26 protein-coding genes and 1 pseudogene are annotated in these 22318 nt (G+C 58.9%); 9 read left to right on the forward strand and 18 right to left on the reverse strand.

Annotated features, from left to right (window positions below; all coding sequences use genetic code 11):
- Nucleotides 1–121: 121 nt before the first annotated feature.
- On the reverse strand, nt 122–559 hold the full coding sequence (locus AC3IUE_RS25420) for a multidrug/biocide efflux PACE transporter (RefSeq protein WP_489264126.1): 438 nt from the start codon (nt 557–559) through the stop codon (nt 122–124).
- A 90-nt stretch (nt 560–649) separates the two neighbouring features.
- On the opposite strand from AC3IUE_RS25420, the gene AC3IUE_RS25425 reads away from it, so the two are divergent.
- A complete protein-coding gene (locus AC3IUE_RS25425; RefSeq protein WP_283188928.1) occupies nt 650–1504 on the forward strand; it encodes a LysR family transcriptional regulator in 855 nt (284 codons plus the stop codon).
- A gap of 94 nt (nt 1505–1598) precedes the next feature.
- Here AC3IUE_RS25425 and AC3IUE_RS25430 read toward each other — a convergent pair whose 3' ends face one another.
- The 3 genes from AC3IUE_RS25430 to AC3IUE_RS25440 all read right to left on the reverse strand — a co-directional run bounded on the left by AC3IUE_RS25430 (nt 1599) and on the right by AC3IUE_RS25440 (nt 3690).
- A complete protein-coding gene (locus AC3IUE_RS25430; protein ID WP_489264127.1) occupies nt 1599–2834 on the reverse strand; it encodes an RNA polymerase sigma factor in 1236 nt (411 codons plus the stop codon).
- Complete coding sequence (locus AC3IUE_RS25435) at nt 2834–3184, reverse strand: YciI family protein (protein WP_008151161.1); 351 nt, start codon at nt 3182–3184, stop codon at nt 2834–2836. Before AC3IUE_RS25435 ends, AC3IUE_RS25430 begins: the two co-directional genes overlap by 1 nt.
- A gap of 80 nt (nt 3185–3264) precedes the next feature.
- Entirely contained in the window at nt 3265–3690 is a 426-nt protein-coding gene (locus tag AC3IUE_RS25440) for a YybH family protein (protein WP_008151160.1), read from the reverse strand.
- Between the two features lie 140 nt (nt 3691–3830).
- Between AC3IUE_RS25440 and AC3IUE_RS25445 the strand changes: the two genes are divergently transcribed.
- Nucleotides 3831–4316 (forward strand): GNAT family N-acetyltransferase, encoded by a 486-nt coding sequence (locus tag AC3IUE_RS25445; protein ID WP_489264128.1) that lies wholly within the window; start codon nt 3831–3833, stop codon nt 4314–4316.
- Between the two features lie 7 nt (nt 4317–4323).
- Entirely contained in the window at nt 4324–4929 is a 606-nt protein-coding gene (locus AC3IUE_RS25450) for a pyridoxamine 5'-phosphate oxidase family protein (RefSeq protein WP_489264129.1), read from the forward strand.
- A gap of 54 nt (nt 4930–4983) precedes the next feature.
- Here the strand turns inward: AC3IUE_RS25450 and AC3IUE_RS25455 are convergent, their stop codons facing one another.
- The 5 genes from AC3IUE_RS25455 to AC3IUE_RS25475 form a co-directional block, all read right to left on the reverse strand.
- The gene (locus tag AC3IUE_RS25455; protein WP_489264130.1) at nt 4984–5325 is read right to left on the reverse strand and encodes a hypothetical protein; all 342 of its coding nucleotides are present in this window, start codon (nt 5323–5325) and stop codon (nt 4984–4986) included.
- Nucleotides 5318–5584: a prevent-host-death protein gene (locus AC3IUE_RS25460; RefSeq protein WP_046049521.1), complete on the reverse strand. Its 267-nt coding sequence runs from the start codon at nt 5582–5584 to the stop codon at nt 5318–5320. Before AC3IUE_RS25460 ends, AC3IUE_RS25455 begins: the two co-directional genes overlap by 8 nt.
- Nucleotides 5585–5662: 78 nt before the next feature.
- A complete protein-coding gene (locus AC3IUE_RS25465; RefSeq protein WP_046049520.1) occupies nt 5663–6172 on the reverse strand; it encodes a GNAT family N-acetyltransferase in 510 nt (169 codons plus the stop codon).
- A 313-nt stretch (nt 6173–6485) separates the two neighbouring features.
- A complete protein-coding gene (locus AC3IUE_RS25470) occupies nt 6486–6971 on the reverse strand; it encodes a GyrI-like domain-containing protein (RefSeq protein WP_046049519.1) in 486 nt (161 codons plus the stop codon).
- A 67-nt stretch (nt 6972–7038) separates the two neighbouring features.
- Nucleotides 7039–7701, reverse strand: a complete 663-nt coding sequence (locus AC3IUE_RS25475) for a LysE family translocator (RefSeq protein WP_489264131.1) — start codon at nt 7699–7701, stop codon at nt 7039–7041.
- Nucleotides 7702–7840: 139 nt separating this feature from the next.
- Between AC3IUE_RS25475 and alaC the strand changes: the two genes are divergently transcribed.
- Nucleotides 7841–9052 (forward strand): alanine transaminase, encoded by a 1212-nt coding sequence (alaC, locus tag AC3IUE_RS25480; protein WP_461961000.1) that lies wholly within the window; start codon nt 7841–7843, stop codon nt 9050–9052.
- Nucleotides 9053–9176: 124 nt separating this feature from the next.
- On the opposite strand, the gene AC3IUE_RS25485 is transcribed toward alaC, so the two are convergent.
- Both AC3IUE_RS25485 and AC3IUE_RS25490 read right to left on the reverse strand, forming a co-directional pair.
- Nucleotides 9177–10529 (reverse strand): GntP family permease, encoded by a 1353-nt coding sequence (locus tag AC3IUE_RS25485; RefSeq protein ID WP_461999621.1) that lies wholly within the window; start codon nt 10527–10529, stop codon nt 9177–9179.
- 82 nt (nt 10530–10611) lie between these two features.
- Nucleotides 10612–11145 (reverse strand): gluconokinase, encoded by a 534-nt coding sequence (locus tag AC3IUE_RS25490; RefSeq protein ID WP_046049516.1) that lies wholly within the window; start codon nt 11143–11145, stop codon nt 10612–10614.
- A gap of 215 nt (nt 11146–11360) precedes the next feature.
- On the opposite strand from AC3IUE_RS25490, the gene gntR reads away from it, so the two are divergent.
- Nucleotides 11361–12392, forward strand: coding sequence for an HTH-type transcriptional regulator GntR (gene gntR, locus AC3IUE_RS25495; RefSeq protein ID WP_056741465.1), 1032 nt, complete (start codon nt 11361–11363; stop codon nt 12390–12392).
- A gap of 22 nt (nt 12393–12414) precedes the next feature.
- Here the strand turns inward: gntR and AC3IUE_RS25500 are convergent, their stop codons facing one another.
- Entirely contained in the window at nt 12415–13287 is an 873-nt protein-coding gene (locus tag AC3IUE_RS25500; RefSeq protein WP_489264132.1) for a LysR family transcriptional regulator, read from the reverse strand.
- Nucleotides 13288–13407: 120 nt separating this feature from the next.
- On the opposite strand from AC3IUE_RS25500, the gene AC3IUE_RS25505 reads away from it, so the two are divergent.
- The 3 genes from AC3IUE_RS25505 to AC3IUE_RS25515 all read left to right on the forward strand — a co-directional run bounded on the left by AC3IUE_RS25505 (nt 13408) and on the right by AC3IUE_RS25515 (nt 16096).
- Nucleotides 13408–13839, forward strand: a complete 432-nt coding sequence (locus AC3IUE_RS25505; RefSeq protein ID WP_489264133.1) for a PACE efflux transporter — start codon at nt 13408–13410, stop codon at nt 13837–13839.
- 56 nt (nt 13840–13895) lie between these two features.
- Nucleotides 13896–14528, forward strand: a complete 633-nt coding sequence (locus AC3IUE_RS25510; RefSeq protein ID WP_046049512.1) for a glutathione S-transferase family protein — start codon at nt 13896–13898, stop codon at nt 14526–14528.
- A 143-nt stretch (nt 14529–14671) separates the two neighbouring features.
- A complete protein-coding gene (locus AC3IUE_RS25515) occupies nt 14672–16096 on the forward strand; it encodes an MFS transporter (protein ID WP_489264134.1) in 1425 nt (474 codons plus the stop codon).
- A 119-nt stretch (nt 16097–16215) separates the two neighbouring features.
- Here AC3IUE_RS25515 and AC3IUE_RS25520 read toward each other — a convergent pair whose 3' ends face one another.
- The 3 genes and pseudogenes from AC3IUE_RS25520 to AC3IUE_RS25530 form a co-directional block, all read right to left on the reverse strand.
- Nucleotides 16216–16674 (reverse strand): methyl-accepting chemotaxis protein, encoded by a 459-nt coding sequence (locus AC3IUE_RS25520; protein WP_442965775.1) that lies wholly within the window; start codon nt 16672–16674, stop codon nt 16216–16218.
- Nucleotides 16675–16758: 84 nt separating this feature from the next.
- Nucleotides 16759–17535, reverse strand: a pseudogene (locus tag AC3IUE_RS25525) (PAS domain-containing protein); the annotation flags it as partial.
- A 417-nt stretch (nt 17536–17952) separates the two neighbouring features.
- The gene (locus tag AC3IUE_RS25530) at nt 17953–18825 is read right to left on the reverse strand and encodes a LysR family transcriptional regulator (RefSeq protein ID WP_489264135.1); all 873 of its coding nucleotides are present in this window, start codon (nt 18823–18825) and stop codon (nt 17953–17955) included.
- A 99-nt stretch (nt 18826–18924) separates the two neighbouring features.
- Here AC3IUE_RS25530 and gstA point away from each other — a divergent pair, with 99 nt between their 5' ends.
- A complete protein-coding gene (gstA, locus tag AC3IUE_RS25535) occupies nt 18925–19527 on the forward strand; it encodes a glutathione transferase GstA (RefSeq protein ID WP_489264136.1) in 603 nt (200 codons plus the stop codon).
- Nucleotides 19528–19638: 111 nt separating this feature from the next.
- Here gstA and AC3IUE_RS25540 read toward each other — a convergent pair whose 3' ends face one another.
- The 3 genes from AC3IUE_RS25540 to AC3IUE_RS25550 form a co-directional block, all read right to left on the reverse strand.
- Nucleotides 19639–20652: an ABC transporter substrate-binding protein gene (locus tag AC3IUE_RS25540; protein ID WP_415773588.1), complete on the reverse strand. Its 1014-nt coding sequence runs from the start codon at nt 20650–20652 to the stop codon at nt 19639–19641.
- Entirely contained in the window at nt 20649–21191 is a 543-nt protein-coding gene (locus AC3IUE_RS25545; RefSeq protein ID WP_489264137.1) for a sigma-70 family RNA polymerase sigma factor, read from the reverse strand. The genes AC3IUE_RS25540 and AC3IUE_RS25545 overlap by 4 nt, the downstream gene beginning before the upstream one ends.
- A 225-nt stretch (nt 21192–21416) precedes the next feature.
- The gene (locus tag AC3IUE_RS25550) at nt 21417–22208 is read right to left on the reverse strand and encodes a phosphate/phosphite/phosphonate ABC transporter substrate-binding protein (RefSeq protein ID WP_489264138.1); all 792 of its coding nucleotides are present in this window, start codon (nt 22206–22208) and stop codon (nt 21417–21419) included.
- Between the last annotated feature and the right edge of the window lie 110 nt (nt 22209–22318).

Genomic DNA, 22318 nt, shown 5'->3' on the forward strand with positions numbered 1-22318 from the left:
GCTTCAGGTTGGGGACTGGATGAGGTTTGCCGGCCAATCCATGAACGCCCTGACCCGCAACGGCAGATGCCGTTGCCGGGCGTAGAGCAGGCGATGAAAGCGGAGGCTGCGATCTTTGCTTTTAAGCTTCGTAAGACTGACGCATGACAAACCGCTCCCGCACTACGTCATACGTCCAGTGGTAGACGTAGGTGTACGGCAGGAAAAACAACAACACGCCGATATCCAGCACGAACGCTTGCCACAGGCTGACCTTCAGCCACCAGGCAATCAACGGCACACCCACCGCGACCAGACCGCCCTCGAACAACAGCGCATGGACAACACGGACCCACGCGTTGTGCACGAGGTTGTAGTGTTTGAGCGCACGGTCGAACAATCCGTTGAAGACCACGTTCCAGGCCAGGGCAAGTGCCGCAATAGCCATGGTCACGACGCCCATGTCGAGCATCGGTTTGTCCATGATCCACGCCAGCAGCGGCGTACAGATCAGGATGGCCAGCAATTCGAAACCAATGGCCTGGAAAATACGTTCAGTGATGGATTTGTTGGCGCTCATGGCCAGACTCCTCTGAGTGACTGTGGTTGCCATGATCCTTCTTCACACCGATACTTCATAACCAATAACCATCGATCAAGGCGATAGTTCATGGCCTCTCAAGAAGTGCTGCAGGCCTTTGTCCAGGCAGCGACTCAAGGCTCGTTTTCCGCCGCGGCGCGCAAACTGGGGCGCAGTCAGTCGACCATCAGCGCCGCCGTGGCCAGCCTTGAAATCGACTTGAACCTGACGCTGTTCGACCGCAGCAGCCGCAAGCCGAGCCTGACGCCGGCCGGGCATGTGATGCTGCAACGGGCCGAGGAAATCCTGGCCGCCACCAGCCGACTGGAAATGACCGCCAGCCAACTGTCCCAAGGGGTCGAGCCAAAGCTGACCGTGGCGATTTCCGACACCTATCAGTCCGACCGATTCGAAGCGGCGCTCAGTGCCTTCGAGCAGCGCTATCCGGATCTGGAACTTGAATGCCTGATCGCTGAATGCGATGACCTGGTGGCCTTGGTGCAACGGGGTCGGGCGCATGTGGCCTTCGCCGAAAAACAGGACAGTTACCCGCCGGACCTGGTCAGCTCGACCGTGGAAGAACGGACCGAGATTGCCCTGTTCGTGTCCCGCGAGCATCCGTTGGCGGCGCTGAGCCACATCGATCAAGACGTGCTGCAACAACACCGGGAGCTGCGTCTGGCGACGATCGTCAATCCGTATGAAAGCCGGGCAAAGGGGCGCGTCTGGTCGGCGCCGAGTTATCTGATGCTGCTGGAAATGGCTCAGGGCGGATTCGGCTGGGCGCCGTTACCCCGGTGGCTGGTGGAGCGGTTTGGACCCGGGACGTTGCAGGAACTGGACGTGCGCGGCTGGCCGAAACCGGTGTTCGTCGATGCGCTGTGGTCGCGGCTGCATCCACCGGGGCCGGCGGGGAGTTGGTTGTTAGGCAAGATGCTGGAATAGCGGTGCTGCCATCGCGAGCAGGCTCGCTCCCACAGGATTTGCGCTAAACCTGTGGGAGCGCGAGCTTGCTCGCGATGGGGCCAGCCAGATCACATCACACCAAGGCCTTGATCCGGGCCTCAATAAACCGTCGTTCCGGCACTTGCTGCGTCAACTCAAGCGCCCGCTCATAAGCCGCCCTTGCCTCATCTACCCTTCCCAACTGCCGACAAAACTCCGCCCGCGCCGCGTGCGCCAAGTGGTAATCCAGCAAATCACCCCGCGCCAGAATCCCTTCAACCAACGTCAGCCCCGCCAACGGTCCATCCCGCTTGGAGATCGCCGCCGCACGGTTCAATTCGATCACCGGCGAAGGCACCGCCCGCAACAGCACGTCATACAGACCCACAATCTCCAGCCAATCCGTTTCCGCCGCCGTAGGCGCTTCGGCATGCGACGCCGCTATCGCTGCTTGCAGGCAGTAAGGCCCGAATTGCCGAGTCGTCAGCGCCCGCTCTACCAACGCGCAACCTTCTTCGATCATCTCGGCGTCCCACAACGAACGGTCCTGCTCATCCAGCACGATCAACTCCCCGCTCGCCGACGTCCGGGCCGGGCGTCGGGACTCGTGCAACAGCATCAGCGCCAACAGCCCCATCACCTCGGGTTCGGGCAACAGTTCCATCAACAAACGACCGAGCCGAATCGCCTCGCGGGTCAAATCCTCACGGGTCAGTTCCGCGCCCATGGACGCGGAATAGCCTTCGTTGAACACCAGGTAAATCACCCGCAGCACGCTGTCCAGGCGTTCGGGCAATTCCGCCAGGGTCGGCACTTGATAAGGAATTTTCGCGTCACGGATTTTCGCCTTGGCACGCACGATGCGCTGGGCGATGGTCGCTGGCGCCGACAGAAAGGCTCGGGCGATTTCTTCCGTGGTCAGGTCGCAGACTTCGCGCAGCGTCAACGGCACCTGGGCGTTCGCCGCGAGTGCCGGGTGACAACAGGTGAAGATCAGGCGCAAGCGATCGTCTTCCACGTCTTCGTCACTCCAGTCGGCCTGCTCCAGCGCCTCCAGTTGAGCGATCAACATCGGTTGCGACGCGATGAAGCGTGCGCGCCGCCGCAGCACATCGATGGCCTTGAAACGCCCCGTGGACACGAGCCAGGTACGCGGATTGTCCGGTACACCGTCACGCTGCCAGCGCTCGACCGCGACGAAAAACGCCTCGTGCAAGGCTTCTTCGGCGAGATCGAAATCGCCAAGCAAACGGATCAGGGTCGCCAGAATCCGCCGTGACTCTTCGCGGTAAACCTGCTCGACCCGCGCCCGTACCGACTCGGCCGACATCAGGCGCCGGGATTCAACTGGCGAACGGGACGCACCTCGACACAGCCGACCCGGGCCGCCGGAATATTGCCGGCGACCTGGATGGCTTCATTGAGATCCTTGGCATCGATCAGGTAAAAGCCGGCCAATTGCTCCTTGGTTTCGGCGAACGGGCCGTCGGTGATCGACATTTTCCCGTTGCGCATGCGCACCGTGGTCGCGGTCTGCACCGATTCCAGCGCCTCGGCGGCAACCATTCGGCCGCTGCCCTGGATCGCCTCGGCGTAGGCCATGCATTCAGCGTCATTCGGGCTTTCGGGCAGCGAGTGCAACTCGTGCTCGTTGCTGTAGACCAGGCATAAATACTTCATGGGGCTCTCCTGAATCGAACGGATCAACTATGGCTGCTGATTGAAGCTTTCGCGACATTCCCGACGAATCGGCCTGACGCTCAAGGTTCCAGGTTGAACAGCACCGTGCCGCTCATCATGTCGAACGGGGCCGACCAGTGTTCATGGACGATGCGCCATTGCCCATCGTCGCGCCGATAGCAGGCGGTCACGCGCATCCAGCAGGCCTGGGTTTCGCCCTTCTCGTTGGTGCCGCCGCAATGGGCCAGCCAATGGGCGAAGGCGATGTGCTCGTCCGCGACGATGTTCATATGGTCGAAGTCAAACTTGTGCGCGCCCTGGCACATTTCCATGCATTCCTGCCAATGCGCGCGGTAGGCGGCTTTGCCCCGAAATTGCAGGGCCTTGACCGCGTCGTAGGAGACGATGTCCTCGGCATACAGGGGCATGAGTTTCTCGACATCCTTGGCGATGACCGCCTGACGATAGGTGTCGATCAGGGTCTGGATTTCGTGGGTAGCGTTCATGGTGGTTCTCCGTGGTTTTTGTTGTGAAGACACCCTTAGTCGTCTGGCGAAAAGCCAAATCGACAGCCCAAATAAAAATAATCCATGGACGCAAACTCGTTAGAATCCGAAACACATTTTGTTGGAAAAAGGACACTCCAGTGACATCCCGACTCGTGCCTTACGACAGCCTGAACGCGCTCCAGCGCCAGCAGGTCGAGGCCATTGAAGTTCACAAAGAACAAATCAGGTTCTCCGGCGACATTCACGGTGCGTTGCACACCTTGCTGTCCAAACCCGGCCCCGGCGTCAAAGGATTTGCGCTACTGGTCGAGGAGGTTCCCGTGGCCTTTCTGCTGCTCAAGCGCCCGCCCGTGCTGCCGGCCTGGGCCGATGAACACAGCGCCACCCTTCACGCACTGCAAGTCGATCATAGGGCTCAGGGCAAAGGCTATGGCAAGGCCTGTCTGCAAGCCCTGCCCGACGTGGCGCGTCAGGCATTTCCGGAAATAAAGGGGCTGGAATTGTCGGTGGATGCGGATAACGCATCGGCCATCGCGCTCTACGCAAAGTTCGGCTGGGTCGACAGCGGCGAAGCCTACAGGGGCCGGATCGGTTATGAACGGCGCATGGGGCTGATTTTCTGAGGTGGTTATGCTCAACAGCATCGAAGAACTGGAAGCCCTCTACGGCCAACCCCACGACCGCGCCGTGCGCAAGCAGATCCCCTTTCTGAACGAGGATTATCAGACGATGGTCCGCGCCTCGCCGCTGGTGATCGTCAGCTCGGTGGGGCCAGACGGGATGGACGGTTCACCGCGGGGCGACACGCCGGGTTTCGTGCGGATCATTAATGAACGCACCCTGGCGATACCGGATCGGCCGGGCAACAACCGTATCGACACCCTGCGCAATGTCGTGCTCGATTCGCGGGTGTCGCTGCTGTTCATCATTCCCGGGATTGGCGAAACGTTGCGGGTTAACGGCACGGCAAAGATCAGCGCCGAACCTGGGTTGCTGGAGAGCTTTGCGGTCAATGGCAAACCGGCGCGCACGGTGATGCTGGTGACGGTGGAAGCGGCGTACTTCCACTGCTCCAAGGCCATCGTTCGTTCGGATTTATGGAACCCTGAGAAGCACCTCGAACGCTCTGCCCTGCCGACGGCGGGTGCGTTTCACAAGCGATTGAACGATGGGCAGTTCGATGCAGAGACGTATGACCGGGAAGCATCGGCCAGAGTGCGGGATAGTCTTTACTGATCAAACACGAAAAAGGGTTGCCTTGAGGCAACCCTTATGGGATTTGGCTAGCTGTTAGAGGAGAAGACAGTAATCGAGCAACTGTTTCTCGATACTTTGACACTGGCCGATAACCAAAGCGACCACTACAAGGTTTTCACTCGGGAACACCTCATACAAGACCCGCTGCCCCATGGGTAAGTACTCACGAAAATGAGTGACCCCAAGCGACGCTGCTTCCTGACATACACCGTAAACATGGGCCTGATTGCTCAGAGCCGTAACGATCTGCATCACCAGCTGATCAACCATCTCTGCCGCTTTTTTTCGACCGCATTGCTGCGTGAGATAATGCTCCAGCGAAACAACCCCATGCTCCGCAGCAGTCGCAAACTCTACCCTGAAGGCCTCAGGCATCGTTATCGTCTTGCTGCAATTGGCGCCGCTGCGCCAGTCTGGCCAGCAAAGTGTCGCCAGAAATCAGCTTACCCTGTTCTTTGTCGCGAGAAGAAAACGAAAGAAGTTTGATCAGCGCGATGGCCTCATCTCGCCGCTTACGCTCCTCGTAGGACTCGATCACATAAGCCGGAACACCATTCTGAGTGACGAGCATCGGCTCAGAAAGATCCAGCGCTGCCGCATTCTTTTTAACAAAACTGATAGTTTCAACTCGCATCATTCATTCCTCTGCTCACCATCCGAACAGGATGGTCGCTGCAACAAGGTCTGAATTTAGGCCATTAAAAAACTTATCTCAAGAACTCATTTGCTCTTGTCCCAACTCCAACACCATCTCATGCCATGCCATCCCGCCATGGTCGGACGCTGAAGGCTTGATGTAGGCAAAGCCAAACCCGGCATACAGCGGAATGTGCCGCTCCTTGCACATCAGATGGATGTGGGTCTTGCCCAGCGCGCGCATCCGCTCGATGAATTCGCCCATCAACCGTTTCGCCAGCCCCTGCCCCTGATAATCCGGGTGCACCACCACCGACATGATGACCACGTGCGGGCCGGCCGGGTCGTGCCCGATCAGTTCCTTGAACGCCTCGTCCGACATCTCGACCTGAAACGCCGCACCGGAATTGATGAAACCGGCTACGACGCCGTCGACTTCGGCCACGATGAAACCTTCGGGCCAGGTGGCAATGCGCGTGGCGATTTTTTCGCGGGTGGCGGCTTCGTCGCCTTCGTAGGCAACGGTTTCGATGGCGTAGCAGCGGTCCAGATCAGCAGGTGTGACGTGGCGGATGACGGTGTTCATGGCAGCTCGGGATCAGCGATGGGAAGGCTGGGGATCATAAATTAATAAGGTGTTCATATCGATCACCGCAGGCGCCGTAAAGCCTGCGTATAGGCGCTGTCATTGTTTGTCGGTGCGGATTATTGATGTGCCCTGTCTCTGACCATCAATAAGGGAACACACCATGAGCAGCGTTCAGATCGGACTTCTTATGTTGTTGGGCATCAGCTCGTTTGGCTTCATCACGTTGACGATTGACCTGTTGCGGGCGCGACGGATGAAGCAAGGCAAGTAACGGGCAGGAGGCGGATGCCGAGTCCGCCTCCCGATGGAGTCAAGGCTTGAGTGGCAGCCAGATTTCCAGCACGCCTGTGTTGAGCTTCGGGTTGAAGTCTTCGCTGTAGCGTTCGAATTCCGGGGCGTCCGCCGCCTGATAACCGGACTGCGGCAGCCAGGTTTTCCAGATGTATTGGAAAGTCTGGGGCAACTGATCGAGAGAGCCCTTGTGCTCGAACACGGCGTAATGTTGAGGCTGGACCTCGACCCAACGGTATTTATCCGGCAGGTCGTCGAGCTTGCTGATTTCAACGCCGGCGATGTATTCGAAGCCGCCCTTGCCATCCGGATTGCAACAGATGCCGTAGGTCACTTCGTTTTTTTGACCGGGAATTTTGCCAATCTCGGGAATGAATTTCTCCCAGAGATCGGGAATTTTCTTGGAGGTTTCCTGGGTAAATCGTCCGCCAAGCCCTGCAATGAGCAGGAAGTGCCCGTGCTCGAAGCGTGGCTTGGCGGTTTCGACGCCTGTTTGCTCATCCATGACTCAACTCCTGGAACAAAAAAGTGGGTTCGGCTGGGAGTATAGAACCCAAACCGAATTCGCCCAGTTACAGTGTATGCAACGGCTCGACAGCACCTGCGCCGACGAACTCGTTATACCCCGATAGGATCACGTAGACCGCGAAATAGCAGAAGATCGCCGCCGATGCCATATAGGAGTAACGCAGCAACTTGTCGCCCAGCAACTTGCCGCCGTGACTCGCGGCGAAGCACAAAGCCACGCACCAGAGCACCCCGGCGCACAGAAACCCGCCAAGAAACAGCGCCGAGCTGAGGGCGCCACCGCCACCAGAACGAGCGATCAATGTGCCACCCACCGCTGCGAACCAGAGAATGGCGCTGGGTGACGACATGGCCAGGAAGATCCCTCGAAAAAACTCCTTCCGGTGAGAGTTCTGCCCCACCTCTGCGGTCTGCGCCAGTACCGCCTCATGGTGAATCGCCGAATAGATCATCTTCGCCGCGAAATACACCAACAGCGCTGAACCACCGATCCACAGCACCCAGCGCACGGTTTCGTATTGCAGCAAAACGGTCATCCCGGCCAAGGCCAGCACGGCGTAGATCAGGTCGCCGACACACGTCCCCAAACCCAGCGCAAAGCCTTGAAAATAGCCACGTTGCATAGCCAACGTGATCATCGCGATGTTGGCCACGCCGATGTCCAGGCACAGCGAAAGGCTCAGCAAGAAGCCACTGGTAAATTCCATCAACCGATTTCCTTCGGACAAATTTGTTTACATAGTCGCTGGACAGTTTGCCACATCAACCCTTACATTCCGCCACAGGTCACCGCAGTGACCAGCGTCGCTCGGACGGTTCCGGGCGCTCACGTTATCCGAGGCAACAATGGCTAACCCAGGTTCGCCGCGCCGCTTTGCGCGCATAGATCGACTCCCCCCTTACGTATTCAACATCACTGCCGAGCTGAAGATGGCCGCCCGTCGTCGTGGCGAAGACATCATCGACTTCAGCATGGGCAACCCTGACGGCCCTACTCCGCCGCACATCGTCGAAAAACTGGTGACCGTCGCCCAGCGCGAAGACACCCACGGTTATTCGACGTCCAAGGGCATTCCGCGTCTGCGCCGGGCAATTTCCAATTGGTACAAGGATCGCTACGAGGTCGACATCGACCCGGAAAGCGAAGCCATCGTCACCATCGGTTCCAAGGAAGGCCTGGCGCATTTGATGCTGGCCACCCTCGACCAGGGCGATACCGTTCTGGTGCCGAACCCGAGCTACCCGATTCACATCTACGGCGCGGTGATTGCCGGCGCTCAGGTGCGTTCGGTGCCGTTGATTCCGGGCGTGGACTTCTTCGCCGAACTGGAAAGCGCTATTCGCGGCTCGATCCCGAAACCGAAAATGATGATCCTCGGCTTCCCGTCCAACCCCACTGCCCAGTGCGTGGAACTGGACTTCTTCGAACGGGTGATCGCCCTCGCCAAGCAGTACGACGTTTTGGTGGTGCACGACCTGGCTTACGCCGACATCGTCTACGACGGCTGGAAAGCCCCGTCAATCATGCAAGTGCCAGGCGCCAAGGACATCGCGGTGGAGTTTTTCACCCTGTCCAAGAGCTACAACATGGCGGGCTGGCGCATCGGTTTCATGGTCGGCAACGCCGAACTGGTCAACGCCCTGGCGCGGATCAAGAGTTATCACGACTACGGCACGTTTACCCCGCTGCAGGTCGCGGCGATTGCGGCACTGGAAGGTGATCAGCAGTGCGTCAAAGACATTGCCGAGCAGTATCGTCAGCGTCGCAACGTACTGGTCAAAGGCCTGCATGAACTGGGCTGGATGGTTGAGAACCCGAAAGCGTCGATGTATGTCTGGGCGAAGATCCCCGAGGCGTATGCGCACTTGGGCTCGCTGGAGTTCGCCAAGAAGCTGCTGGCCGAGGCCAAGGTTTGTGTCTCGCCGGGCGTGGGGTTTGGTGAGTATGGGGACGATCACGTGCGCTTCGCGCTGATCGAAAACCAGGACCGGATTCGTCAGGCAATACGCGGGATTCGAGGGATGTTCCGGGCGGATGGGTTAGTCACCAAATCCTGATGTCTGACACATAACACTGTGGGAGCGAGCCTGCTCGCGATGAGGGCTTAACATTCAACGAAGATGTTGAATGTAAGTCCGCCATCGCGAGCAGGCTCGCTCCCACATTTGGTTTGCGGTGTGCTTAAACGAACAGCGACAACAGCAGGATGAAGCCCAGCGCAACGATGGACAGGATGGTTTCCATCGCGGTCCAGGTCTTGAAGGTTTCCGCCACGGTCATGTTGAAGTACTGCTTCACCAGCCAGAAACCGGCGTCGTTAACGTGCGACAGGATCAGCGAACCGGCACCGGTGGCCAGCACCAGCAACTCACGGTTCACACCCGGAATCATCCCCACCACCGGCACCACAATGCCTGCGCCAGTAATGGTCGCCACGGTCGCCGAACCGGTGGCGATACGGATCACCGCCGCCACCAGCCAGGCCAGCAGGATCGGCGAGATCTGCGCGTTCACCGCCATGTGGCCGATCACGTCACCCACGCCGCTGGTCACCAGCATCTGCTTGAAGCCACCACCAGCACCGATGATCAGGATGATTGCGGCGGTCGGCGCAAGGCTCGCGTCGAGCAACTTGAGAATTTTGCTGGAGCCCATGCCCTGACGGTGGCCGAAGGTGTACAGCGACAGCAGCAACGCCAACAGCAGCGCCGAGATCGGGTGACCGATCAGGTCCATGAAGGTACGGAAGAAATTGCCGTCCGGCAGCACCACGTCGGCAAAGGTCTTGAGCAACATCAGGAACACCGGCAACAGCACGGTGATCAGGGTGATGCTGAAGCTCGGCAGCTCAGCCGCCTCTGGCTCGCGAGCCAGTTGATCGACCAGCTCCTGGTTAGGATGACCCGGAATGTACTTGGCAATGAACGTGCCGTAGATCGGGCCGGCGATGATGGCCGTCGGCAGCGCAACGATCAGGCCGTACAGAATGGTTTTACCAATGTCGGCACCGAATACGCCGATGGCCAGCAACGGACCCGGGTGCGGCGGAACCAGACCGTGCACGGCGGACAGACCGGCCAGCAGCGGGATACCGATCTTGATGATCGACACGCCGGTACGCCGGGCCACGATGAACACCAGCGGGATCAGCAGCACGAAGCCGATTTCGAAGAACAGCGGAATGCCGACCAGGAACGCGGCGAACATCATCGCCCACTGCACCTTGTCCTTGCCGAACGCGCGAATCAGGGTTTGGGCAATCTGATCCGCCCCGCCCGACTCGGCCATCATTTTGCCGAGCATCGTGCCCAGCGCGAGGATGATCCCGACGAACCCGAGCACCCCACCGAAGCCGTCCTGGAACGCCTTGATGATGGTGCCAATTGGCATGCCGGAGGTCAGTCCGAGAAAAGCGGCGGCGATGATCAGGGCGATGAATGGGTGAAGCTTGAACTTGGTGATCAGGACGATAAGCCCGATCACCGTGACCACTGCGTCTAGCAGCAGGAACGTCTCGTGGGACATGCCAAACATTAGGGGTGTCTCCTGGTTGTTGTTGTTATTAAAGCGGGGATTTCGCAAGCCAACAGGACAGCGCTATCTTTTCGGGCAAAACTCATACGGCGTGTTTCAGGCCATGAGCCTGCCACCAGTCATGAGCTTGCTTCGCCAATTGGTCGACGCTGTGGTTCGACGCGTCCAGCGCCAGGGTCAGGGGCTCGCCAACGGGCGATTCAAGGGTGGCGAACTGGCTGTCGATCAGCGTCGACGGCATGAAGTGGCCCGGCCGATGGGAGACACGATCAGCGGCGACTTCAGGGGTCAGCTCCAGGAACACGAAGCCCAGGCCCGGCAAGGCGCTGCGCAGACGTTCACGGTAAATGTGTTTGAGGGCCGAGCAGGTCAGCACCGGGCGTTCGCCCTTGGCGTCGATGCGGCGCAATTCATCGCACAGGCTGTCGAGCCAGCCGGCACGGTCGTCGTCGTTCAGGGGGATACCCGCGCTCATCTTTTCGATATTGGCGGCAGGGTGGAAAGTGTCGCCTTCAATGGCGGTCGCGCCGCTGAGTTGGCACAAGGCCTCGCTGACGCAAGTCTTGCCGCAACCGGCAACGCCCATGATGACCAGGGCGGTGATGGGATGATTCATGTAACACCTCAGCGCGCAGACAGCGCTACCTTTGCCAGTTATGACACTAGATCAAAAGCAGAAGTTGCCGACGCCTTCTTGTCATTTTTGTGGGTTGGAGCATGTTCGTTCCCAACGCCAAAAAACGGGGATCAGGCAAACCCCGCTCACGCATTTGCAGCTGCGTCGAGACAGCGCTACCTTAGTGCCTCGAATTTTGTTTGGCAAGCCGTCCGATGATCTCCCCTAAAAACGATAAAAATACGCGCACCACTGGCCGCCCCACTTTGAACGAAGTCGCACGCCTGGCCGGTGTCAGCCCGATCACCGCCTCTCGCGCCCTGCGCGGGGTCAGCACGGTGGCCACCGAACTGGTGGAAAAAGTGCAGAAAGCCGCCCTCGACCTCAACTACGTGGTCAACCCCGCCGCCCGCGCGTTAGCCTCGGCCCAGAGCCATTCGGTGGTGGTTTTGGTGCCGTCGCTGTCCAACTTATTGTTCATCGACACACTGGAAGCCATTCATCAGGTTTTGCGCCCAAAAGGCTTCGAAGTGCTGATCGGGAACTTCCATTACTCACGTGATGAAGAAGAAAACCTGCTGCGCAACTACATGGCGTATCAGCCTCGCGGTTTGCTGCTGACCGGTTTCGACCGCACCGAAAGTTCGCGCCGGATGATCGAGGCCAGCAACATTCCCTGCGTGTACATGATGGAACTGGACAGCGCCGCCGGCCTGAATTGCGTTGGCTTTTCGCAACTCGCAGCTGGCGAGACAGCGGCCGGGCATTTGCTGTCACGGGGTCGCAAGCGTCTGGCCTACATCGGCGCGCAACTCGATCAACGCACGTTGCTGCGCGGCGAGGGTTTCCGCAAAGCCCTGCAAAAGGCCGGTTTGTATGACCCGGACCTGGAAGTGCTGACACCTCGCTCTTCCTCCGTCGGCCTTGGTGGCGAACTGTTCCTGCAACTGCTCGCCACTCATCCCGATGTCGATGCGATCTTCTTCGGCAACGACGACCTGGCCCAGGGCGCACTGCTCGAAGCCATGCGCTGCGGGATCAAGATCCCCGAACAAGTGGCGATCCTCGGCTTCAACGACCTGCCGGCCTCGGCCCACATGGTCCCGCGCCTGAGCAGCATCAGCACCCCGCGAGAAGCCATCGGCCGCCGAGCGGCGGAGCAGATGTTGACGTTGATGGCTGGTAATACAGTGGCCAAACCGGTGCAGGATATGGGGTTTGAACTAAAAATCCGGGAAAGCACATAACCCCCTGTGGGATCATCACTAGTCAGCGCCCCATCAACTCCACAAACGCCAACGCCCCTTTCTGCAATGGCTGGCTCTTGAGCCACACCGCATGCACCGGCAGCACCAATCCGTTCTCGATGTTGCGGAAGCTCAGGCGCTTGAGCCTTCCAGCATCCAGCAACGGCTGGACCACCGACAGCGGAAAATTTCCCCAGCCCAATCCGGCCTCGACCATTTCCAGCGCCATAGCCAACGTGTCGGTGCGCCAGTAAGACTCGGCCACCAGTGGCCGGGTTTCGCTGATCGGCAGGTCGCGGCTGGCGACGATGATTTGCCGTACGTGGACCAAGTCTTCCAGGAACAAATTCTTGCCCTGAAACAGCGGATTGTCCGCCGCCAGCGTGGCGATCATCCGTTCGGTGCCAACGAACTGGAACCGCTCCAGCACGTTCATGCTCAGCCCGGCGAACGCCAGGCAAACGCTGACCCGGCCGCTATGGAGCATCGCCAGCACATCATCCTGCGGCGCGCTGAGCATTTCGATTTCCAGTAACGGATGACGCTCGGCGATGACCTTGATCGCCGCCATCACGCGGCCCTTGTCGATGTCCGCCACGACCCCGATCGACAACTTGCTTTCCAGCCCCAGCGACAACTCGACCGCATGCACTTGCAGCTGTTTGAGCTGCTCGGCGATCAATCGCGCGTGAGGCACCAATGCGCTGGCCATCGCCGTCGGCACCGGTTCGCGATGGCTGCGGTCGAACAGTGGATAACCGAGTTCGGCTTCCAGGTTGGCGATGCCCATGCTCACCGCCGACGGCACTTTACCCAGCGCCCGAGCTGCAGCGGAAAACGAGCCGCGCTCGATCACCGCGAGGAACAACTCGATGCTGTCACTGTTGAAATTCATTCCTCGTCCTATCAATAAAACTGAAAGCTACTGACTTTTTCTGTCAGCCCTATTGAAGCTATCTTTCGCCGCCTTCGCCAGTGCTCCTGGCTTCAAGTTGGCAGAAAGAGGCAAATTCCCATGCAAGGCGTTAAACGAAAACTGCTCTACGTGTCCCTTTACGAAGTCATCGGCATGACCTTCTCGGCCTTGGGCCTGGCGTTGTTGTCCGGCACCTCGCCCGGCAGCACTGGCCCGTTGGCAGTGATCATCACCACCATCGCGGTGACCTGGAACTTCATCTACACCACGCTGTTCGAGCGCTGGGAAAGTCGTCAGCCTTCGCGCACCCGCACCGTTAAACGGCGCATCGCCCATGCCGTGGGTTTTCAACTAACCTTGATAGTGTTCCTCATCCCGTTGATCGCTTGGTGGATGAACATCAGCCTGGTGCAAGCCTTCTTGCTGGACGCGGCGCTGATTATTTTCATCCCGTGCTACACCTTCGCCTTCAACTGGCTGTTTGATCACACGTTTGGTTTGCCAACTTCGGCGCTGCCGGACCCGGTTTGAAAACGCTGAATGTCTGTTAGATTCCTGAAGCGTCGAATCGCTAACGGAGTAGCTCAATGGAACATGCACTGAAGATTCTGGGTAAAGCCTCGTCCATCAACGTCAGAAAAGTCCTGTGGACCTGTGAGGAACTGGGTGTTGCCTACGAACGTGAAGACTGGGGCGGCGGTTATGCGTCGACCCACACGCCGGAGTTTCTCAGGCTCAACCCCAACGCACTGGTGCCGGTGATCATCGATGAGGCCGGCGTACTGTGGGAGTCCAACACCATCTGCCGCTATCTGGCCGGTAAACACCACAACACCGATCTGCTGCCCCACGAACCGGCGGCGCGCGCTCGGGTAGAGCAGTGGATGGATTGGCAAGCGACCGAACTCAATGCCTCCTGGAGCTACGCGTTCACGGCGTTGGTACGCAAAGATCCGGAATTCCGGGACCCGCATCACATTGCCGCCGGTGTACACGGCTGGAATCAGAAAATGGGCATCCTCGAGCATCAGCTCGCGGCCACCAAAGCGTATGTCGCCGGGCCGCACTTCACGCTGGCGGACATCGTCATCGGGCTGTCGGTCAACCGCTGGCTGATGACACCGATGGAGCGTCCCGATTACCCGGCCATCGACGAGTATTTCCAACGGTTGGCACAACGCCCGGGATTCCTGAAACATGGCTGCAACGGCCTGCCTTGAGCGGCTCCCGCGCTACAAATCGCTAAAATGTAAACATTCATTGCAATAACTGAGTGAATCTCGACGCAAAGCCGCCGAGATTCACAATCATTCATTTCCGATAGCAGGCTAAGCTTCTCCAACGATAAGTATTGGATCAGCCCATGACCGCCCACTCCCCCGCCTTTGCTCAACCTGACGGAATCGACCCCGTCCGGGCCGCGCAGATCTCCGCCCGCATCGACCGACTCCCCGCCGTCTCCACGATCTGGCGGTTAGTGGCCCTGCTCTCGATCGGTGGTTTTTTTGAGCTCTATGACCTGTTTCAGACGGCCTACATCAGCCCCGGACTGATTCGCGACGGCATCTTCGCCACCGGCAGCCAAGGCGTGTTCGGCTTTTCCGATCAGGCCGCCTTCGCCTCGGCGACGTTTCTCGGGTTGTTCCTTGGCGCGAGTCTGTTAAGCCCGTTGGCCGACCGCTTCGGTCGACGTGCGATCTTCACCTTCGCGTTGATCTGGTACACCGTCGCGACGGTGGCGATGGGCGTTCAGAGTTCAGCCATCGGCATCATCTGCATGCGCTTTCTGGTGGGTATCGGACTGGGTATCGAACTGGTGACCATCGACGCCTATCTCTCGGAACTGGTGCCAAAACGCATGCGCAGTTCGGCATTTGCCTTTGCGTTTTTCGTGCAGTTTCTGTCGGTGCCAGCGGTGGCGTTGATGTCGTGGTGGCTGGTGCCGCAAGCGCCGTTCGGTGTGTCCGGCTGGCGTTGGGTGGTGTTGGCGAGCGCGGTGTTTGCGCTGTTCATCTGGTGGCTGCGTTCGCGGTTGCCGGAGTCGCCGCGCTGGTTGGCCCAGCATGGACGGTTCGACGAAGCCAGCAAAATTCTTGATGGCATCGAAGCCCGTTGCGTGAAGGATCAGGGCAAGCCGCTGGATGAGCCGGAACTGGCGGAGGTGGAGGTTCAGGGTACGGGCCGTTTCGCCGATATCTGGCAGCCGCCTTATCGCCGTCGGGCGTTGATGCTGATCGTGTTCCACGTGTTCCAGGCGATCGGTTTCTTCGGCTTCGGCAACTGGTTGCCGGCGCTGCTCTCCGGTCAGGGTGTGAGCGTGACGCACAGCCTGATGTACGCCTTCATCATCACCCTCGCCTACCCGCTCGGGCCGTTACTGTTTGTGAAGTTCGCCAACCGCTTCGAGAACAAGTGGCAGATCGTCGGCTCAGCCTTGGGCGCCATGACCTTCGGCTCGTTGTTCGCGTGGCAAACCAGCGCCTTCGGCCTGATCTTCTGCGGGGTGATGATCACCTTCTGCAACGCCTGGCTGAGCTTCGCCTATCACTCCTACCAAAGTGAGCTGTTTCCCACCAACATCCGCGCCCGGGCGGTGGGGTTCTGTTATTCGTTTAGTCGCTTGTCGACGGTGTTCAGCAGTCTGCTGATCGGGATTTTCCTCGAACACTTCGGCACGCCGGGGGTGCTGGCGTTCATTGTCAGTAGCATGTTGATCGTGATGTTGACCATCGGCTGGTTCGGCCCAAGAACCCGCAACCTGGCACTGGAAAACATCGCCCATCGCTGAACCAGCGTGCGGTCGACCTCTGCTTCCCGGCAGCAAGGGTTGGCCCTGCTTATCCATCACGCAGCGCGGGAATCAATAAAAAAGGGTCCCTTCGAGGGACCCTTTTTAATGTGCCGCTATCAACTTATCTGCAAGGTCGAGTTGAACTGACTGATCGCATCCACCACATGCCGCGACCCTTGTTGAATCTCCAGAATCACCGCGCCCGCCTCATTCGCCAGTTCCACCCCAAGCCCGGTTCGACTCAAACTGGACTGCATGCTCGACACCGCACTCAATGACAAATCGTGGTTCTTGCGCACCACTTCAACGATCTCCACCGTTGCCTGGCTCGTTCGTGCCGCAAGGCTGCGAACTTCATCGGCGACTACCGCGAACCCGCGCCCGTGTTCCCCGGCCCGGGCCGCTTCGATCGCGGCGTTGAGTGCCAGCAGGTTGGTTTGATCGGCAATGCCACGAATGGTCTGGACGATGGTACCGATGATGTCCGACTGCTTGCTCACCGCATCAATGCTCAGCGCCGCTTCGTTCAAGTCTTTGGAAATGTCCTGGATGGTCTGCACCGTTTGCTGCACCACCTGAGAACCTTTCTGTGCACAAGCGTCGTTTTGAACCGAGGTGCTGTGGGCCGATTCCGCGGCGGTTTGCAGGGTGGTGACTTGCTGGGTGATGTCGCTGGCGAACTTGACCACTTTGTACAAGCGACCCTTGGTGTCGAACAGCGGGTTGTAGGAGGCCTCCAGAAATACCGTATGCCCGTGCTTATCTTTGCGTTCGAAACGGTGCGAGTGATATTCGCCACGATTGAGCGAGGCCCAGAACGCTTTATAGGCCTGAGATTCGGCTTCGGCACGATGACAAAACAGGCTGTGGTGCTGGCCAACCACTTCGTTGAGCGAGTAATGCATCGTCTTCAAGAAGTTGTCGTTGGCCGTGATGACCTTGCCATCCGGGGTGAATTCGATCACGGCCATGGAACGACCGATCGCCGCGAGCATGCTCTCGTTTTCGTGTTCCTTGTAGGTCCTGGCTGAGATGTCAGTGGCGACTTTGATCACACTCTGGACCTGACGATCAGGGCCGAACACCGGCATGTAGCTGGCTTCGAGCCAGATCTCCTTGCCGCTCCGGTTCAAGCGTAAAAAGGTCCCGCTAATCGGTTCGCCACGGGCCAGGTCACGCCACAACTTGGCGTAGGCTTCGCTTCGATAAAACGCTTCTTCGCAAAAGATCCGGTGATGCTTACCGCGCACTTCTTCGGCGCTGTAACCCATGGCACTGCAAAAGTTGTCGTTGGCATCGAGCACGATCCCTTCGGGAGTGAACTCAATCATTGCCATCGAGCGGCTGACCGCGGCCAACTTCGCGTTAGCCTCGGTCAGCGCGCAACTGAATCGTTCGATTTCCAGCAGGTCAGTCTTGTGACGTCGGTTAAACATAGTCGTATCACCTTCAGCGCGGTCTTTTGTTTGATGAAAGTTCTTTGGTCTTTCAACAGCTCCACCACTACGTTCCAAGGAACAGGCACACGCATCCCTCCACAGGAAGGACTTGGTCAGGTGATCAATGATGTTTAATCGGAGAGTCCATGCTGCAACGCTCTTATCAAGACATCCTTCTCTTGATAGCCCGGAATCGGGCCAGCCCTAACGTTCTGATAAGACATTCCATTGACCGGACAGCTCCGTGTTGTTCAGCGTCGGTGCCTTGGGTTGCGCACACTTTTAACCTGTATGACGGCCTTCACATGGCGGCCGACATAGTTAGTTACGAGTCAGCATAGACAGGCGAGGCAGGTAAGCAAGGCCACTAGTCGGCCAGTATTGAGGACAAAATCGGTTCAGCATCGGTATGCGTCATTTCTCGGCGAGCATGCCCATCAACGCCTGCACCGCCGCCGAGGGTGGCTTGGTCGCAGCGGCCACCAAGGCAAATTCGCGATCGATACGCGGTTTGACCGGCACTACCCGCAGACCCTGAAGTTGGCTCGGCAGCGTCATCTCCGGCACCAGCGTCACGCCGATGTTTTCCCGCACCAGGGTGAACGCACTGCTCCATTCACGGACCTCAACCCGCACATCAAGCAGTTGCAGCCCGGCATCCTCTGCCAGGCTGCGAGCGTTGGTCGAACAACCGCCGGTAGCCAGTACAAAAGGTTGTTCCGCCAACTCGGCCAGGGAGACGCCTTCTTCATTCGAACGGCGAGCCAAGGAATGGCCACCAGGCACCACCGCCATCCAGGCATCACGTCCCAGGCGTCCGGCATTGCGCTCGGGCGCCGGGTTCAACACTACGCCGACATCCACCAACCCGGCGCCGAGCAGCGTTTCCACTTCATCGTCGCTGACTTCCAGTGCGACCACCTGAATGCCGGGATAAAGCCGATTGAACTGACGCAGCAGCGGCGGCAGAAAAGTCGCCAGCACCATGGGGAAACTGGCCAGGCGAATCGTCCCGCGCTGAATGTCTTTGGTGGCATCGACGCTGCTGCGAATGTTTTCCAGGGCACCGAGCATAGTTCTCGCGTGTTCGATCACAGACAGGCCGATTGCCGTCGGCAAAGTCTGGCGATTCTCTCGACTGAACAACTGAACGCCCAGGGTTTCTTCAATCAACGCCAAGGCCTGGCTGGCGCCGGACTGGGTCATGCCGACCCGCTCGGCAGCCCGGGTAATGTTGCCCGTGTCAGCCACAGCCACCACCATTCGCCAGTGCATCAGATTCATCATGGCAGTAGCTTTCCTTATGGCGGCTTTCTGAAAGATTAATTTTACCGAGGGTGCCGCGCACTATGACACTGGCGCAAATCCCCAGCCAGAGCCCTGCCGATGAAGTTGTATTACGCCCCACACGCCTGCTCGCTCGCGCCGCATATCGTGCTGCGCGAACTCGATCTGCCATTCGAATTGATCCGCATCGACAACACCACCAAGCGAACCGCCAGCGGCGACGACTTCCTCGCCATCAACCCAAAGGGCTACGTCGCGGCACTGCAATTGGACAACGAACACGTGTTGACCGAAGGCCCGGCGATCCTGCAATACCTGGCAGACCTGCGACCCGAGGCAAACCTGGCGGCAGCGAACGGTACGTTCGAGCGGGTACGGTTGCAGGAATGGCTGAATTTCATCTCGACCGAGATTCATGGCGGGCTGGGCTGGTTGTTCAGTTCGCAGTTCCCGGATGAAGTGAAAACGCTCATCAAAGAGAAACTGTTCAAGCGATTTGCGGTGTTGTGTCAGACGCTGGAGCGCCAAGATTATTTGATGGCTGACGGGTTCAGCATTGCCGATGCGTATTTGTTTACGGTGTTGCGCTGGGTGCACCTGTTTGCCATCGATTTGAATGAGTGGCCGGCGTTGACGCGGTTTCAGGCGCGGGTTGATCAGCGGCCAGCCGTGAACGCTGCGTTGGCCGCTGAGTCGGTGTAGGCCTCAAGACCATCGCGAGCAAGCTCGCTCCCACAGGGGATCTATGTCACGCCGAAGATCCAATGTGGGAGCGAGCTTGCTCGCGATGGCTATTTTCCAGGCACTACAAATTTACAAACTCGCACTCACTTTGGTGGCCACTTCACCGGGCACCCAGCCCTTCCAGATCTGCGGCTGATCACGCAAAAACGCTTCGGCCACCTGACGTGGTTGCAGGCGCTTTTCGCTCATCTGGCCGAGCGTGTGGTTCAGCAGATCGATCGGCAGGTCGACCTTTTCGAAGAACGCCACCAGGTCCGGGTACTGCGCCTTGAATGGCGCGGACACCCCAATCGCCAGGTTTGCCGGCATCGACCGCGTACCCTTTGGATTCGGGTTGTTGGCGTCGGCCAAGGTCTTCCAGGCTTCGGCGTCGAACGCCGGCTCGTCGAGTTTCACCAGTTTGAAACGCCCCAACAGCGGCGTCGGCGACCAGTAGTAGAACAGCACCGGTTTACCACGACGGATCGACGAAGCCACCTCGGCATCCAGTGCGGCGCCCGAACCCGTGCGGAAGTTGACGAAGCTGCCGGTCAGGTCATAGGCCTTGAGTTTCTGACTGTTGACGATCTCCGAGGTCCAGCCGGTCGGGCTGTTGAGGAAGCGTCCTCGGCTCGGATCTTCCGGGTCGCGGAACACGTCCTTGTAGCGCGCCAGGTCGGCGACGGATTTCAGCTCTGGGGCCAGGGGTTTGATGCCGCGTTCAGGGTCGCCCTTGATCACGTATTCCGGCACCCACCAGCCTTCGGTGGCGCCTTTGACCGTGTCGCCCAGGCCAAACACTTTGCCTTCCGAGGCGGCTTTGACCCACGCAGGACTGCGCCCGGCCCACTCTTCGCCGATCACTTGAATATCGTTCTTGGCCAACGCCGCTTCGAGGCTGACGGTGCTGCCCGGCAAGGTATCGGTCGGGTAGCCGTAACCTTTCTCGACAATCAAGCGCAGGATTTCGGTGATGAGGCTGCCGCTTTCCCAGGTGATGTCTCCGAAGTGGATCGGCGCGGTTTTTTCTGCCGCGGGAACGTGAGTTGCCACAAGGCTCAGGGCCAGCAGTGAACTGCCGAGCAGGGTTTTGATCGATCTCATGCGGACCTCCGGGTCAGGGAATTCAAGGATTGGTTGGCGCTGTGCCGGGCACACAGGGCTTGGGTACGCGTCATGTAAACGCTGACCGAACGTTGGGAAATGCCCAGTTCGGCGGCGATTTGCGGGTAGGTCAGACCGTCGATTCGCGATAACAGGAAGGTTGCCCGAACCTTGCCCGGCAAGCGCTCAAGCGTACGGTCGAGGCCATGCAAGGCCTGGGTCAGTTGCACCCGATCTTCGGGCGAGATCGCTTGCTGTTGATCCATGTGTTGCAACTGATCGAGGTGCTGGCGTTCCAGGTCACGGCGGCGCCAGAGCTGATAGATCAAGCGCTGGGCAATGGTGGTGAGCAAGGCACGAGGCTCGCGGATCGGGGTCAGCCCCGGCGATTCGAGCAGCTGTAAAAAGGTTTCGGCAGCGATGTCTTCGACGCTGGAACTGGCGCCCAGATGCCGGCGCAACCGTGCGCACAGCCAAGGGTAATGCGCGCAGAACAATCCGCCCACGTCGTTGCGATGGGAAAGGTCGGTGCCGGACATAGAGGCTCCAAGGGTTAGGGGTCGCTGAATGTCCGGTGATCCGGTGACGCGATCCTAGCAAGGAGCCTTATTCATTAATAATACTTAAAAAGCATTTTTATATTCCATTATGAAATTAAACATCAAAAGAACGCAGCCTCGTTTCACTCGACAGCTGCTACAGATGCACACCGATTTCCTGTAGCAGCTGTCGAGTGAAACGAGGCTGCGATCTTGTCACACCGCCTACCGCAATCGCCCATACCCTAGCGCTTCGGCCTCTTGCTGATAGTCGAGAACGATTTGATAGTCGCTTTCGCTGGCCGGCAGAACCTCGTGCAGGCCGAGGACTTCAGCGACGTCGGGCAATTCCTGCAACGTCGTGTTCATCACCTGCCGCAGCGCCTCGACCTGTTCATCGGTGACAGTCGCGGCGGAGATGAACGGCAAGGTCGGACTGAACGCACTTCGCGCAATGACCCGCAGGCCGGCCACTTCTTCTTCGGCGTGCCGCGCCAGATAGGCGAAGGTGACGCTGTCGATGGCCGCCAGGTCCGCTGTCCCTTCACGCAACCAACGCAGACTTTCGCGGTGGCTGCCGCTGATACCGACACTGGCGAAGAACTGCCCGTCTCGATGCAACGGCGCGAGCCGATGACGCAGCAGGTTCATGCCGCTGTTGGAGTCTTCGCCATTGATCACCCCACGACTGTCGCGAAAGGCCGGCAGGCCGCGCCGTGGATCATCGACGCGACTCAACAACAGGCTGCAATGGTTGCCACCATTGGCGTCCGGCAGTTCATAACGAGGACGACCGATGACCCGGACCCGACCGCGCAACGCGGTCATCAGCGGGTAACCGCAGGTTTGGGTCAGCAGCAAGTGCGGGGACAGCCAGAGGTCCATCAGCGAAAGGCCCTCGGCGTTGCGGCGGCTGGCACCCACTCGCTCGAGAATTCGCGTCAGCCAGCGCTCGTTGGCCTCGCGGATCGGCTCGGGGGCGACGTACATCAGTAATTCAGCGAGGTGCTGTGTCATCGAAATCTTCCCATGCAACGTCATTCTAATTGTGGGAGCGAGCCTGCTCGCGAAGAAGCCAGCCCACTCAACATTGATGTTGCCTGACACACCGCTTTCGTCGGAACGCC

The sequence above is a fragment of the Pseudomonas sp. GL_093 genome, assembly GCF_057837605.1.

Bases quoted from the DNA above. Each gene is read 5' to 3' on its own strand.
- AC3IUE_RS25465 (WP_046049520.1), bottom strand. From the start codon at position 6,172: ATGAACACCGTCATCCGCCACGTCACACCTGCTGATCTGGACCGCTGC.
- AC3IUE_RS25500 (WP_489264132.1), bottom strand. From the start codon at position 13,287: ATGAATTTCAACAGTGACAGCATCGAGTTGTTCCTCGCGGTGATCGAG.
- AC3IUE_RS25440 (WP_008151160.1), bottom strand. From the start codon at position 3,690: ATGAACGCTACCCACGAAATCCAGACCCTGATCGACACCTATCGTCAG.
- AC3IUE_RS25430 (WP_489264127.1), bottom strand. From the start codon at position 2,834: ATGTCGGCCGAGTCGGTACGGGCGCGGGTCGAGCAGGTTTACCGCGAA.
- AC3IUE_RS25485 (WP_461999621.1), bottom strand. From the start codon at position 10,529: ATGTTTGGCATGTCCCACGAGACGTTCCTGCTGCTAGACGCAGTGGTC.
- AC3IUE_RS25490 (WP_046049516.1), bottom strand. From the start codon at position 11,145: ATGAATCATCCCATCACCGCCCTGGTCATCATGGGCGTTGCCGGTTGC.
- AC3IUE_RS25475 (WP_489264131.1), bottom strand. From the start codon at position 7,701: ATGGAATTTACCAGTGGCTTCTTGCTGAGCCTTTCGCTGTGCCTGGAC.
- AC3IUE_RS25435 (WP_008151161.1), bottom strand. From the start codon at position 3,184: ATGAAGTATTTATGCCTGGTCTACAGCAACGAGCACGAGTTGCACTCG.
- AC3IUE_RS25515 (WP_489264134.1), top strand. From the start codon at position 14,672: ATGACCGCCCACTCCCCCGCCTTTGCTCAACCTGACGGAATCGACCCC.
- AC3IUE_RS25470 (WP_046049519.1), bottom strand. From the start codon at position 6,971: ATGGATGAGCAAACAGGCGTCGAAACCGCCAAGCCACGCTTCGAGCAC.
- AC3IUE_RS25455 (WP_489264130.1), bottom strand. From the start codon at position 5,325: ATGCCTGAGGCCTTCAGGGTAGAGTTTGCGACTGCTGCGGAGCATGGG.
- AC3IUE_RS25505 (WP_489264133.1), top strand. From the start codon at position 13,408: ATGCAAGGCGTTAAACGAAAACTGCTCTACGTGTCCCTTTACGAAGTC.
- AC3IUE_RS25450 (WP_489264129.1), top strand. From the start codon at position 4,324: ATGCTCAACAGCATCGAAGAACTGGAAGCCCTCTACGGCCAACCCCAC.
- AC3IUE_RS25550 (WP_489264138.1), bottom strand. From the start codon at position 22,208: ATGACACAGCACCTCGCTGAATTACTGATGTACGTCGCCCCCGAGCCG.
- gntR (WP_056741465.1), top strand. From the start codon at position 11,361: ATGATCTCCCCTAAAAACGATAAAAATACGCGCACCACTGGCCGCCCC.
- gstA (WP_489264136.1), top strand. From the start codon at position 18,925: ATGAAGTTGTATTACGCCCCACACGCCTGCTCGCTCGCGCCGCATATC.
- AC3IUE_RS25425 (WP_283188928.1), top strand. From the start codon at position 650: ATGGCCTCTCAAGAAGTGCTGCAGGCCTTTGTCCAGGCAGCGACTCAA.
- AC3IUE_RS25460 (WP_046049521.1), bottom strand. From the start codon at position 5,584: ATGCGAGTTGAAACTATCAGTTTTGTTAAAAAGAATGCGGCAGCGCTG.
- AC3IUE_RS25420 (WP_489264126.1), bottom strand. From the start codon at position 559: ATGAGCGCCAACAAATCCATCACTGAACGTATTTTCCAGGCCATTGGT.
- AC3IUE_RS25510 (WP_046049512.1), top strand. From the start codon at position 13,896: ATGGAACATGCACTGAAGATTCTGGGTAAAGCCTCGTCCATCAACGTC.
- AC3IUE_RS25540 (WP_415773588.1), bottom strand. From the start codon at position 20,652: ATGAGATCGATCAAAACCCTGCTCGGCAGTTCACTGCTGGCCCTGAGC.
- AC3IUE_RS25530 (WP_489264135.1), bottom strand. From the start codon at position 18,825: ATGATGAATCTGATGCACTGGCGAATGGTGGTGGCTGTGGCTGACACG.
- alaC (WP_461961000.1), top strand. From the start codon at position 7,841: ATGGCTAACCCAGGTTCGCCGCGCCGCTTTGCGCGCATAGATCGACTC.
- AC3IUE_RS25545 (WP_489264137.1), bottom strand. From the start codon at position 21,191: ATGTCCGGCACCGACCTTTCCCATCGCAACGACGTGGGCGGATTGTTC.